The organism is Flavobacterium poyangense, from assembly GCF_011751075.1.
GTDB lineage: Bacteria > Bacteroidota > Bacteroidia > Flavobacteriales > Flavobacteriaceae > Flavobacterium > Flavobacterium poyangense.
This window is the reverse complement of the sequence record NZ_JAALLN010000010.1, coordinates 98,722-113,096: the sequence shown is the minus strand read 5'-3', so window position 1 is coordinate 113,096 and position 14,375 is coordinate 98,722. Positions and strand designations below refer to the sequence as shown.

Here is a 14,375-nt window from a genome sequence, read left to right as displayed (position 1 = left end):
ATTTATTTAAAAGCCATAGGATAGAAATCAATAGAAGTACAACATGAAGAGTGAAACAATTATTTCAGAACAATTTTATACTACAAACAATACTACAGACAATAACGGACATTCTATAAACAATTCCATTTTTCGTGTTAAGAGTAAAACAGCTGTTAAAGACAATGAAAAAAAGCCGAGTCCATTAGGTTTACTGGTACTTACAGGTACTTTTATACTTATGCTGACAGGCGCTTTTATGGTACATCAATTTCAAACCGATTTTGATCAGTTTCAAATAGACCGAATAAATTCGACTTGGGGATTTCCTTTTTTAATTTTAGCGATTGCTTTATTTGTTTTTCAAAGCGGTGTTTTCGTTTATAATTTATTTCTTTATTTACGCTACAAACCAATCGAGTCCGTTTCAGATGAGTTGTTGCCAACTTGTACTGTTATTGTTCCGGCCTATAACGAAGGAAAGTTGGTTTGGGATACCTTACTAAGTTTAGCGGACAGTGATTTTCCGGAGCAAAAATTACAACTACTTGCTATTGACGATGGAAGCAAAGATGATACATGGTACTGGATGCAGCAGGCAAAACTAAAGTTAGGAGATCGTTTGACCATTTTTCAACAGCCTCAGAACGCAGGAAAACGACATGCACTGCACCGTGGTTTTGAAATTGGTACAGGAGAGATTTTTGTAACCGTAGATAGTGATTCGATCGTAAAAAAGGACACCTTGAGAAATTTAGTCAGCCCTTTTGTAGTAGACGAAAAATGTGGGGCAGTTGCGGGGAATGTTCTTGTTTTGAACAATAAAAAAGCATTGCTGCCTAAGATGTTAAACGTAAGTTTTGTAATGAGTTTCGAATTTATGCGTTCTGCCGAAAGTAAATTAGGATCAGTGCTTTGTACACCGGGTGCTGCAGCAGCTTACCGCAGAGATGCTGTTTTGGAATGTCTTCCGGAATGGATTAACCAAACCTTTATGGGGCAACCTTCAGATATCGGAGAAGATCGTGCCATGACAAATATGATTTTAAAACAAGGGCTTCATGTTTTATTCCAGAGAAATGCAGTTGTATTAACCAATGTACCGGAAGAGTATACCGGTTTGTACAAAATGTTTATCAGATGGAGCAGGAGTAATGTCCGTGAGAATCTTATGATGGCGCAATATGTTTTTAAAGATTTCAGAAAAGGATCTAAGTTTGGAACAAGACTTTTGTTTGTAAACCAATCTTTGCAGATTATTTTAGCTTATCCGTTTCTTATTTTTATGTTGTATTTTATATTGGCGCATCCGTTGTTGTTTTTAAGTTCAACTTTGCTAAGTATATTGATTGTGTCTACTTTTCCGGTTTTATTTTACGCCAAAAGATACAATTTTGCCGATTCCTTATGGGCTTATTCGTACAGTATATTTTATACCTTCAGTTTATTCTGGATTACGCCGTATGCAATCGTAACAGCAAATAAAAGAGGATGGTTAACCCGTGGACTATCAGATAAAAATTAAAAATAAAAATTAAAAATAAAAATTGTAATTTTGAATTGATTGAGATTAATTTGTTTGAAAAGCTCCTGTTCTATTGAACAGGAGCTTTCTTGTTTTTGCAGATTCTTTAAATAATGGACTTCTAAAAAGTTAAAATGCTAATTAACGATTTTTTTAGAGTAAACAGCACCATTTGTATCTTTCAATTTAATAATATACACCTGATTATTGTTTAATATAGGTAAGTCATAGTGAGCTGAATTGATTTTGTTAAGATGATAAATAACTTTACCGGATATATCATAAACATAGATTTCCTGCAATGGTATTTTATTGGTTTCAACTCTAAAAGAATTGTTGTTTTTATAGATTACATAAGAAGGGATTTCGCTTTCAAAATTTTCAAGACCTAATGTCCCGCCTCTGATAACTACACCATAATCTTCAACATCAAAAACATTTAATGAGCTGGTATAACAAGCAGAGTCAGAAATAGCGGCATCAGAATAAGGATCTAAATCAGACGATAAAGACCTGAAAATAACACGCATTGTTAAAACTTTATCAGTTACTGTCTGATTAGGAATTACAATAGTGCGAGACAAAACAGAACGTAAGCTTTGGGTTGTACTTTTTAATAACTTGCCTGCAAATACAACTTCATTTTTATCAAAGGAACCATTGTTATTGTAATCGATCCAGGCTTTTACATAACTGTTTCGACTTGTTGAAGTAGAAATCGTGGTTTTTAGTTCGTAACTTTTAGACGCATTAACTTCGGTAATGTTAGTGCATTTAAAATCAGAATACTGATCGTTAAGGCCTTCAGAAGTCGTATTTTGTATGGTAGCGAATTCGACTTTACTTAAGGTTGTGCCAAAGTTTCCGCTTTGATAAGTTCCAAATTTACAAGAGACAGGAGTTCCAACTTCTCCAACCGAAATCAACTTTGATTTCGTTTTAGTACTCGTTCCGGTTGTGGTTGCAACAGTTAATGTCACATCATAGGTGCCTGCTTCTGTTAAAGCAAAACTTGGATTTTGCATAGTCGAGCTTAACGTTGTAGTGCCATTTGTAACGGTCCAAAGAAAACTAATACCCGGGTATTGGCTATTCGTTAAAAAACTATTGGGTATGCAGCTGGAAGCGTCTCTTAAAGTAACGGTATTATTAGAAGGACAGATTACAGTTTTATCTACAACAAAATCAACCTCCGGCTGCTGTAGTGGTACTAATGATAGATTTCCATTTTTAGCCAATAAACCTTTTCGGGTTGTTTCTAATGTTGCTGTCATTCTGTTAACCTGATCCTGAGTAAACATAAATTTACAGGAATTCGGAGAGTATGACATTATATTATTGATAAAATATTTATTGCTTTTCAAAGACAATCCTGTTCTCGAATCAATATACCCTGTTGCACATGAATTAATATCTGCATCCTGGTTTTTATTGCAATCCTGACTTGTTTCAAGATGTGGTGGAGTATCTTCACAAAGATCACCTTTAAGCGGATCTGTTGATGGACATGTGGTACCACTACTTCCTTCAAAAGTATGGCGTAAACCCAGACCATGTCCGATTTCATGCGCTATTGTTTTATTGGTGGGATTACTGGCAAGTGATGCATTAATAAATGCTCCGTCTGTAGAGGATCCGGGATAATAAGCATAACCATTAACTCCGGGAACTTTTCCCAAATACACATTATAATATTTCTTTGGATCCCATTGCATAGCCGTTCTAATTTGAACATCAGGAACTCCGGTATCATTGTTTATTCCACTGCTAACGTAAGTGGCATTGTTAGAATAATCATACCTTTTTATACCATTGGTACAATTTCCATTTGGATCGCGTACCGCCAAAACAAATTCGATATTAGCATCTAAACCATAACGCTGATCAAAGCTTACATCACCATTTAAATAGCGATAGTATAGATTTAATCTTTTTACATAGTTTAAAACGACATCTTCAGATAAATTTAATCCTGTTCCTATATCTTCACCTACATGTATGATATGTATTACAATTGGGATTTGATAAACAGTAGCTTCATTACTTTTTGAAGTTTTTGCAAGTTGGTTTAATTCTTTGATTTTTTCTTTTAATTGTGTTTCCTGTTTTTGAAGAAGGGCGGGATTCATTTTGTTTAATTCGATCTTAAAGCCGCATTTATCCTCAACATCCTGAGCCAGAATTTTTAAAGAGAACAGTAAAAATAGAGTAAAGTAGATTTTTTTCATAATTGGGGTGGGGTTAGTCGAACAAAGAATTATTTTGGGAAATAAGTCAGTTATTCATTAAAGTTGACAAAAATGTAAAATATTTTGATAATATGCATTATAAATAAATAATAATTCAACATTGTTATTGAAGATAAATAGAATGTGTCTTTAAGACTGTAGGATCCTCTGTTGGTACAAATTGTAATCCTTAAATGTATACAACCAAGTACTCGTTTTTTTTTGTACTTGTCTTGAAGCTAAGTTTTTAAGGGATGTAACCGCTTTCTTTTTCTTTAAGATTAGAATTTCTAATGTAATTCTAATGATCTTCTAATCTGCTTATTTAGATTAAGTAAAAATAGATTACTAGGTTTGCAATCGTATTTAAGAAATTCAAAGAAAATGAGGTTACTGTTGTTTATGTTCACTCTGATTACTTATTCAGGTTGGTCACAAAATGGAAATGTTAGTGGAAAAGTAACTTTTAGTGATAATGAAAATGCTTTCGGTGCTACGGTAAGGGTTGTTGGTGTTCAAAAATATGCTGTTGTAGAAAATGACGGTCAATTTGAGATTAAGGGACTGCCTTATGGAAATTATACTTTAGAAGTTTCTTCTATTGAAGCTCAAACAAAAACAGTCGATATTGTTTTAAATCGCGCCACTTTAGCGGTAAACATTACGATAGAGAAAAATGGACCAAAGGCTCTAGAAGAAGTAGTTGTTCAGAAAGTATCTGCCAAAAAAGAGATTATAAACAAAGGATTTTCTGTGAATGTAATTGAAACACAGGAAGCTGCCAAAAGAAATCTCCAAACAAACGACTTATTAGACCGTTCGTCAGGTGTCAGAATTCGACAAAATGGCGGTCTGGGTTCCAGTGTTGATTACAATCTAAACGGAATGTCCGGGAATTCAGTGAGAATATTTATCGATGGAATTCCGATTTCTACTTATGGTCCCTCATTTAGTCTTAATAGTATTCCGCCGGCATTGATAGAACGCATCGAAGTGTATAAAGGTGTTATTCCTGCACATTTGGCGGATGATGCACTAGGTGGTGCTATTAATGTTATCCTTAAAAATGGCGCTAAAAATACTTTAAATGCCTCTGTTTCGTATGGTTCCTTCAATACTTTTCAGAGTAATCTAAGCGCAACTTTTCGTGCTAAGTCCGGTTTTACGGTAAAAGGATCGGGATTTTTAAATTACTCCGATAACGATTATGAAGTATGGGGACGATTTGTTTACAATATAAAACCTAATGGACAAAGAGAAGAAGTTAAAGTTAAACGTTTTGACAGTATGTACCGATCGTATGGCGGAAGGTTAGAGGCCGGTTATACCAATGTCAATTGGGCTGATACTTTTTTAATTGGTTACAATGGCTCGGCAGATTACAACCAGATCCAACACGGTCAATATATGACAAAGCCTTATAAAGGCCGTTTTACAGAAGCAGAAGCTCATGTGTTGAGTTTAAATTATGCTAAAAAAGACTTTTTGGTAAAAGGACTTGAATTTACGATGAATGCGGTTTATAGTCAAAGAAATGAAGTAGTAAATGATACTGTAAAATGGGTATATAACTGGGACGGACAAAAGGCAATCAGCATTGATGATGGCAAACCAATTTTGACAAATACCGGTGCTCAACAAGGTGCCGCTACATTAAATACGATTAAGAGTAATATATTTAGTACCAGGGCAGGACTTAATTACAGCTTGAATGAGAATCATAAAATAGTGTTTGGTAATATGTTTTATAATCTGGACAGAAATGATTCAGATGAAATGAAACCTGAATTGCAAAGGAATTTTGAGCCAACCCGTGATCTTCAGAAAAGTATTACCTCATTGGGGTACGAATTAAACGCACTGGACTCCCGCTTAAAAACAAGTCTTTTCGGAAAACATTACAGACAAAGCAACACACAGAAAGATTTGATTCTGGTAAAAGAAAACGGACAAAATGTTGTAACAGAAAAAATAATAGAAAATACAACTTCTGTTTTCGGTTACGGATTTGCCGGTTCTTATTTTGTGATGCCAAAAGTAATGATTTTAGCCTCTGCAGAAAAAGCCTATCGATTGCCGTCTGATCGTGAAATATTTGGTAACCCGGGAGAAAATTTAATCCCGAACCCCGATTTAAAACCGGAACAAAGTAATAACCTGAATGTAGGGTTACGATTTGGACCTTATAAATACAATGAGCATAAGATCTCTTTGAATGGCTCTTATTTTTGGAGAAATGCAGCGGATAAAATCGTCCGCCGTATAAGTGAAAAAGTAAACGAAGCAGTAGAAGCATCACCTTTTGTGAATTTGTCAAAATCACAGGCCATTGGTTTTGAGGCTTCAGCAGATTATGCATATAACGACAGGTTATTTGTTTCGTTAAACATGTCAAAGTTTAGCTCGTTGTTTAAAGAGAAATATGATAATAATGGCAATATTCAGACCTATTATAATAATCAATTGCCAAACGAGCCATTCTTTACAGTTAATGGAAGTGTCCAGTACAACCTTAAGGATATTATAAAAAGCAATTCAGAACTAAATCTGTATTACAATTTTGGTTATGTGGCTTCTTTTTATACCGGATGGCTGAAAGGGTTAGATTATGCACCGGAACAGTTTCCGCAAGATTTAGGAGCCAGTTATATGTTTCCAAATAAAAAAATTGTCCTGAGTTTTGACGCGAAAAATATATTTAATGAGCAGGTATACGACAATTTTGCGGCACAAAAGCCCGGAAGAGCTTTTTATGTGAAGTTGAATTATACGTTCAACAGTTTTTAATACGTGAATAATTAATTTTTTTAATGCAATAAATATGAAAAAAGGTACATTTAAATTGCTTGCATGTGGTTTGATCTTAACCACATTTGGACTAGTAACAAGCTGCAGTAGTGACGACGATAAAAAAGAAAATACTACAACTCCTCCTCCTGCGGCAGACAGTCGTTGGATAACTGTTGCCGGAGCATTGATGCAAACGCAGGCGGGTGACGGAGATGGAGGAACAAGAGTATATTCGATCAGTAAAGAAAATGCTAAAAACGCTAATTTCTCTGTTAATGTTTATGATGACGGAATGCCAGTTCAGTCAAGCAGAACTGCTCGTTTACAATCTTCTGTAGATGGTAATACACTTTTTAATATTACGTATACAGGTAGTAATGGAGGTGAGTTTATGACTTACAAAGTAAATGGTGCATCAAAATTTGAACAATCAGGAAGTACAGTAAATATTTCGCAGTATGCAGGAACAGCTCCAAGATGGAATAAACTTTTTGACGGAGATAAAACAGGTATAGCGGTAAATATCACTGCTCCGGTAGTCGTTACCAATGCAGATAAGAGTTACAAGCATACCAGAGGTGGTGCAACCGTATTGTCTTTAGATTTAAAAAATATTTTAATTTCAGGAGCAAAACAATACCAAATTCCATTAACTGATGCTGAAGAAGCTTTAGGACATCATATTTTTCGTTTAGATGCTCCAACGCTTAACAAAGCTGGAGATAAACTTATTATTGGTACCTGGATGCGTAAAACAAATCCGGCTACAGGACAAAACGAAAGCACATTTGAGCGTATCGGATCTAAATCTGTAATAGTAGATTATCCATCCTTGACAAATCCTCAGGTTATTACTTCTACAGTAGCTTTTGGAGATACAAGTGGCTTCAGAAGTTTTAATAGTTTTGTAGCTACTGATGGTAACATCTATCAGGCGACTCAAAGAGATTTAAAAAACGGATCATACATATTAAAAATCAACCAAAGCAATCAGTATGACAATACGTATGTATTTAGTTTAGATAAAGCTTTAGGAGTAAAAGGATCTTATATTGAAGCATGGAGATATGCAGGTAAAGGTATTGCTTATGCTTTGTACAGACATGAGCAGACTGGTGCACAGAGTTATATTGCCAGAATTGACCTTAATGCAAAAACAGCTAAGTTAGTTGAAGGGATTGCTTATGATGCTGATTTGAGTTTTAATCAATATCAAGGTTTTGTAGTTGATAAAAACGAAATTTTTATTGCTGTTACTCCAGTTGGTAAAGACGGTAATATTTATGTTATTGATGTTGCTACAGGTGCAGTTACAAAAGGAGCTAAATTAATCAATAAACCTGGGAATCATTATATTGGAGTATTCTAGGAATTTTTGTTGAAAAATTAAAACAGATTCATTGATTCTTATTTTGAAATATTCTAAATAAGATTTAACTTTCCGCCTCGAAATCACGGGGCGGATTGTTTCGTTAAATATATTACCATTTGTTATTATCTAAACTATGAAAAAAATAATCTTTACTGCCATAATAGCAGCGACATTGCAGGTTAATGCTCAGGAAAATAAGCTTTTAAATCAGGATTTTTGGAAAGCAGCTCCGGATTTGGCCACCTTAAAAGCTGAAATTGAAAAAGGAAATAATCCTGCAGAATTAAATGCTAATGCTTTTGATCCGGTTGTTTTAGCGATCAATAATAACGCGCCTCTTGAAGATATTAAATATTTATTGGGCTTACCGGGCAATGGAATAAAGAAAATGACGCACGATAATCGTATTTATCTGCATTGGGCAGCTTATAAAGGAAATACAGAACTAGTAGAATATCTTATTGCTAAAGGATCTGATATTAATCTTGAAGACAGCCATGGTGCAACACCTATTGCTTTTGCTGCTGGAGCAGGAGTAAATAATCCAACTACATTTGATGCTTTTTTTAAAGCGGGAATTGATCCTAAAAAGAAATACCATGATGGCGCAAACCTTTTATTGCTTGCGATTCCGGGAGATAAAGATCTGAAAGTTGCGGATTTTTTAGTGTCAAAAGGATTGTCACTTAAAGATGTTGACAGCCACGGAAATACTGCTTTTGACTATGCGGCAAGATCAGGAAATATTGGCTTGCTTAAAACATTAGCCGGAAAAGGAGTGAAGTATACAGATAATGCATTGATAACAGCGGCTGAAGCGATGCGCAGAAGCTCAAATTCTATTGAAGTATTTAAATATTTGGTAGAGGATCTTAAATTAAAGCCAACTACAATTTCTTCTTACGGGCAAACAGTACTTCATATATTGGCTTACAAAGAAAAACAATCTGAGATTGTAAAGTATTTTATAGAAAAAGGAGTTGATGTAAATAAAGCAGACAAAGAAGGAAATACAGCGTTAATAATTGCATCAGCAGGAAAAGATATCGAATTAGTTCAAACATTATTAGCGAAAGTTAAAGATATCAATGTTGTAAATGCTAAAGGTGAATCTGCACTAACAGCAGCAGTAAAAGGAAGTTCGGCAGAAGTGGTTTCATTGCTTTTGAGCAAAGGAGCCGACAGTACTGTTAAAGATAAAGTAGGAAATAACTTAGCATTTTATTTAGTTGAGTCTTATAAAGGTTCAAAAGGAGGACAAAAAGACGATTTCGATGATAAATTAGTTTTATTAAAGAACAAAGGAATTAACTTTGCAGCGCAACAAAAAGATGGGAGTACCTTATATTATACAGCAGCAGCTAAAAACAATATCACCCTGTTGAAAAAACTGGACGGATTGAATATTGATATAAATGCTAAAAATAGCGAAGGATTAACCGCATTGCATAAAGCAGCAATGATTGCAAAAGACGATAGCGTTTTAAAATATCTATTGTCAATAGGTGCCAAAAAAGAAATCAAAACAGAATTTGATGAAACGGCATACAGTCTGGCTCAAGAAAACGAATTGTTAAAAAAGAATAATATAGCAATTGACTTTTTAAAATAGTAAATAAATTATTAAATGAAATCATTATCTAAAATCTGCCTTATGGCAGTGATCATGGGGCTGTCCTCATTTCAGGCTTCAGCGCAAACCACTAAATACAAATGTCTTTTGCAAATGTCCAACTATGTTGGTGAAGGTGCCTATGTAGCAGTATCACTTATAAATGCAAAAGGAGAATACGAAAAGACCTTGTATGTAATGGGTGACGATAAAAAATGGTATACAAGTTTAAAGGAATGGAATAAATTCAGCTCTAAAAAGGCAGATGTAAGTGCTAAAACAGGAGCTTCTGTTACCGGAGGTGATCGTAGTGTAACAGTGTTTGAAATTGAAACATCAAAAATAGATAAAGGCTATAAAATACGTTTTGAAAGCGCTGTTGAAGACCAGAAATATCATGTAGCGGATGCCGAAATACCATTAACAACAGCTGGTGTTACTGAAAAAGTAGAAGGTAAAGGATACATTAGATATGTAAAACTTAGCAATATATAAGGCATATGACATTATCCGTTTGGAGATATGCACACTTAACTCTGGCGGTATTTTCTTCTTTGTTTCTTGTTTTGGCATCCCTTACGGGAGTTGTCCTTGCAGCCGATGCAATAGGGGAGAAAATACCGCCTTATGGTGTTACTAACTTTGAGAATTTATCTGTTGCAGCTGTTATTCCGACTCTGAGTAAGAAATATTTAGAAGTTAGTGAGATTAGTGTAGATCACAATCAATTTACAACATTAAAAGGGCTTGATGAAGAAGGCAATGAAGTTGAAGCCTATATAGATCCGCAAAATGGTAAAGTATTAGGTAAAGCAGAAAAGAAAGGCGCTTTTATACAATGGGTTACTTCTTTCCATCGTTCTCTTTTTTTGCATGAAACCGGAAGGTTTTTTATCGGAATAAATGCTTTTTTGCTTTTTCTGATTGCAATTTCAGGTACCGCATTAGTTTTACAGCGACAAAAAGGACTCCGTCGCTTTTTCTCAAAAATTATTAAAGACAGTTTTGCGCAATATTACCATGTTATTTTAGGCAGGCTCATGCTTATTCCTATTTTAATCATTGCACTTTCGGGTACCTATCTTTCGATGCAAAGGTTTAAGCTTTTTCCCGAGAGCAAAAATCCCAAAGAAACGCATTTTGACAATCAAAGCAGTAAACAACAAGATACTGCCGATTTTGAGATTTTCAAAAACACTAAACTTTCTGAAGTTCAAAAAATAGAATTTCCTTTTGATACAGAAGATCCCGAAGAAGTTTTTATTCTTAAATTGAATGATCGTGAACTGCATGTGAATCAGTTTACCGGACAAATTATTAGTGAAGAGCAGTATCCCGTAACGGTATTGCTGGAAAAACTGAGCCTAGATCTGCATACCGGACGTGCAAGTGCCATTTGGGCGGTCGTTCTGGCAATTGCATCATTAAACATTCTGTTTTTTATTTATTCGGGTTTTGCAATGACTTTACGTCGCAAAGAAACACGAATTAAAAACAAACATAAGGCAAAAGACAGTCAGTTTATTTTGTTGGCCGGCTCAGAAAACGGAAGCACATTGCGTTTTGCGAATGCCATTCACAGCCAATTACTTGCCCATGGTTTTTCGTCTTATTTAGGAGGTTTAAACGAGTACAAACAGTTTCCAAAAGCAGAACATCTTCTTATTTTCACTTCTACACACGGATTGGGTGATGCACCGTCTAACGGTGGTAAATTTTTATCGCTTGTAGAGCAATATCCGCAAGAGCAGAAAGTAAATGTATCTGTTGTTGGTTTTGGTTCTAAGTCCTATCCTGACTTTTGTGGTTTTGCTATAAAAGCAGATGAAATTTTGGGGCTTCAAAACTGGAGTAACAGATTTCTGGATGTACATCTTATCGATGACAAATCACCGGTACAATTTACGGACTGGGTGAAAAAGTGGAATCAAAAAGCAGGAATTACTTTAGCTACAACTCCTGCAACGTATGCCCAAAAGCCAAAAGGTCTTGAAAAAATGATGGTGTTGGAGAAAACGATCATTTCAGAAAACGATCATACCTTTATGTTAAGCTTAAGTGCCGGGATGAGAACAAAATTTACTTCAGGAGATTTATTGGCTATTTATCCGGCCGGAGATGGCAGAGATCGTTTGTATTCTGTTGGGAAAAGTAGTGGAAACATAAACCTGGTAGTAAAACTACATGAGCAAGGTCTGGGTTCAGGTTATTTGTATGCGCTTGAAGCCGGATCGGTAATTAAGGCACGTATTATTCAGAATTCAGGATTTCATTTTCCTAAAAAAGCGCCAGCCGTGGCAATGATTTCCAATGGAACGGGTATTGCTCCGTTTTTGGGAATGATTGAGCAAAATAAAAGGAAAGTAGCCTGTCATTTGTATACCGGTTTCCGAAACGAAACAGATACTGTTGCCAGACACAAACAGTTTGCTCTGGAACAGATAGCAAACCAACATTTACAAGACTTTCATATTGCTTTTTCGCGAGAGCAAAATCAATGTTATGTGATGGATTTGATACAAAAAGACGCTGATTTCTTTGCTAATTTATTGAAACAAGGTGGAGTTGTGATGATTTGCGGTTCACTGGTTATGCAACAAGATGTAGAAAAGGTGTTGGACGAAATTTGTATAGTGAAAAATGGAAATGATTTAGCATATTATAAAGCAAAAAAACAAATACTGGCCGATTGTTATTAGGTTATAAAAGATGATGAAATTTAAAAAGATACTTCCAATTCTAATTTTTCTGTACAGTTTGTGTAGTTCAGGGCAAATCATGCGAAAAAGAACCACCTTGCTTATGGGAAGTCGTTTTGACATCACTATTATAGCAGAGGATTCTTTGACGGCTGAAACCCGGATAAACGAAACGATTGCAGAAATTACGCGGATAGAAAACCTTATTTCTGATTGGAAATCGGATTCGCAGGTTTCTGAAGTCAATCAAAATGCGGGTATTCGTCCGGTAAAAGTTGACAGGGAAGTTTTTGATCTTACCAGGCGTGCCATTGCTATTTCAAAGATGACTAACGGTGCCTTTGACATTAGTTTTGGGGCAATGGAGAAAGTTTGGAAATTCGACGGTTCAATGACCGAAATGCCAACACCCGAGCAAATTAAAAAGTCAGTAGAAAAAGTGGGGTATAAAAACATAGTTTTAGACAGCATTCAATCTACGATATTTTTGAAATTACCCGGAATGAAGATGGGTTTCGGATCAATAGGCAAAGGATATGCAGCCGACAAAGCCCGTGAAGTTATGGAAGCCAAAGGAGTAAAAGCCGGTATCGTAAATGCATCCGGAGATTTGACTACCTGGGGCATACAACCCAACGGAAAAGAGTGGACGATAGGGATCACCAATCCATTTGATCTGGATAAATTTGTCAAGATTTTCTCTATGAAAAGAGAAGCGGTTACCACATCCGGTAATTATGAGAAATTTATAGAATTAAACGGTAAAAGATATTCACATATAATAAATCCGGTTACAGGATATCCTGCAACCGGACTAGTGAGTGTAACTGTTTTCGGACCAAGTGCAGAAATGGCAAATGGCTTTAGTACTTCTATAATCGTACTCGGAAAAGAGGCAGGTCTTCAATTAATCAATCAATATCCCGAGTATAGCTGTTTGATGATTACAGACAAAGGCAAGATTTTCAAATCTAAAAAGTTTAAGCGCAAGACCACTTCTATATAATATAAGGCATTCTTTGAATGTCATTCCGAGGTACGAGGAATCGCACTAGAAACTCCGCAAAGAATATCGCCAATCTTTGTCGAATTACTAGTGTGATTTCTCCTAAAGTCGAAATGACAATTGGATCGTTTATTTAATTAATTCCATAAAAAAATGATTACCTAAACCAACCTTAGTTTTCAAAGACAGAAGCAAAGCTATTATTCTCTAATACAGTTTGTGTCTCCGTTTCTAAAAACTGATACGCTTTTTTGTTTAAAAAACCTCCCATACTTATTCGTTTTACTCCAGCATTTTTTAGTGTGGTAAAGTCCGGTAAGGTTGGCATGCACATTACATTTATGGGTAAGTTTGATGTTGCAGTCAGAGCAATAATATCTTCTGTTGCTGTAACACATGGAAAAAACAAACCTTGTGCGCCGGTAGCCTCGTAAAGCGAAATTCTTTTTTGCGCTTCAGCTAAAGCGTTATCTAAACCTAAAAGAAAAACATCCGATCTTAGATTGATAAACAGCTCTATTTTTGCTTCAGACAATGCTGCTGTAATTGCCTTTATTTTGGTTGCAAAGACTTCAGGATCTGCAATTGTTCTTTTACCGTCTTGCATGTCAGAATCTTCAATGTTGACCCCGCAAACACCTAATTCATGTAGTTTTTTTAGATTTTCTACGATTTCAGGTACTGTTTTTCCGTAACCTGCTTCGAGATCTACTGATAATGGTATCGAAACAGAATTAGTAATGCGTTTGATAACAAACAGGTATTCTTCAAAACTCATTTCCTCACCATCAGCATAACCTAGCGTCTCCGCAACTGCGGCACTTGATGTTGCAATGGCTTTGAAATTTTTGTTTTCGTATACTTTTGCACTTTGTACATTCCATACATTGCCTATTAATAGAGGTTCTTCTTGTTGGTGTAGTTCATTAAATTTTTGAAATAAAGGACTCATAATTTAGTTGTTTTTTGAAATTTAAATATTGATTTGTTTTAAGCTTCTGATAAAATTGGTTTTATAATTTGGTACACTTCTTTGAATGCAATTTCTAAAAATATACTTAACACATAGAAACATAGATTTCAGTTATAAAAAAGAGTGAAAAGAGAACTACATTTCTATTACATATTTTGACTATGTGCATTTAAACAAGTGAAACGTCTTTT

At 35.2% G+C, this 14,375-nt stretch carries 9 protein-coding genes; 7 read left to right on the top strand and 2 right to left on the bottom strand.

Annotation, left to right across the window (positions count from 1 at the left end):
- The first annotated feature begins 43 nt into the window (after positions 1-43).
- Positions 44-1,504, top strand: coding sequence for a glycosyltransferase family 2 protein (locus G3A47_RS15770; RefSeq protein WP_166924017.1), 1,461 nt, complete (start codon positions 44-46; stop codon positions 1,502-1,504).
- Between the two features lie 137 nt (positions 1,505-1,641).
- On the opposite strand, the gene G3A47_RS15765 is transcribed toward G3A47_RS15770, so the two are convergent.
- Positions 1,642-3,732, bottom strand: coding sequence for a M43 family zinc metalloprotease (locus G3A47_RS15765; RefSeq protein ID WP_166924015.1), 2,091 nt, complete (start codon positions 3,730-3,732; stop codon positions 1,642-1,644).
- A 384-nt stretch (positions 3,733-4,116) separates the two neighbouring features.
- Between G3A47_RS15765 and G3A47_RS15760 the strand changes: the two genes are divergently transcribed.
- The 6 genes from G3A47_RS15760 (at position 4,117) to G3A47_RS15735 (ending at position 13,211) form a co-directional block, all read left to right on the top strand.
- Entirely contained in the window at positions 4,117-6,519 is a 2,403-nt protein-coding gene (locus G3A47_RS15760) for a TonB-dependent receptor (RefSeq protein WP_166924013.1), read from the top strand.
- A 34-nt stretch (positions 6,520-6,553) separates the two neighbouring features.
- A complete protein-coding gene (locus G3A47_RS15755) occupies positions 6,554-7,891 on the top strand; it encodes a hypothetical protein (protein ID WP_166924011.1) in 1,338 nt (445 codons plus the stop codon).
- A 136-nt stretch (positions 7,892-8,027) separates the two neighbouring features.
- Positions 8,028-9,506, top strand: coding sequence for an ankyrin repeat domain-containing protein (locus G3A47_RS15750; RefSeq protein ID WP_166924009.1), 1,479 nt, complete (start codon positions 8,028-8,030; stop codon positions 9,504-9,506).
- Between the two features lie 15 nt (positions 9,507-9,521).
- Positions 9,522-10,001: a DUF2271 domain-containing protein gene (locus G3A47_RS15745; RefSeq protein WP_166924007.1), complete on the top strand. Its 480-nt coding sequence runs from the start codon at positions 9,522-9,524 to the stop codon at positions 9,999-10,001.
- Positions 10,002-10,006: 5 nt separating this feature from the next.
- Positions 10,007-12,205, top strand: a complete 2,199-nt coding sequence (locus G3A47_RS15740) for a PepSY domain-containing protein (protein ID WP_166924005.1) — start codon at positions 10,007-10,009, stop codon at positions 12,203-12,205.
- Between the two features lie 10 nt (positions 12,206-12,215).
- Entirely contained in the window at positions 12,216-13,211 is a 996-nt protein-coding gene (locus G3A47_RS15735; RefSeq protein ID WP_409994009.1) for an FAD:protein FMN transferase, read from the top strand.
- Positions 13,212-13,383: 172 nt separating this feature from the next.
- Here G3A47_RS15735 and G3A47_RS15730 read toward each other — a convergent pair whose 3' ends face one another.
- A complete protein-coding gene (locus G3A47_RS15730) occupies positions 13,384-14,163 on the bottom strand; it encodes an isocitrate lyase/PEP mutase family protein (RefSeq protein ID WP_166924003.1) in 780 nt (259 codons plus the stop codon).
- Positions 14,164-14,375 lie beyond the last annotated feature (212 nt).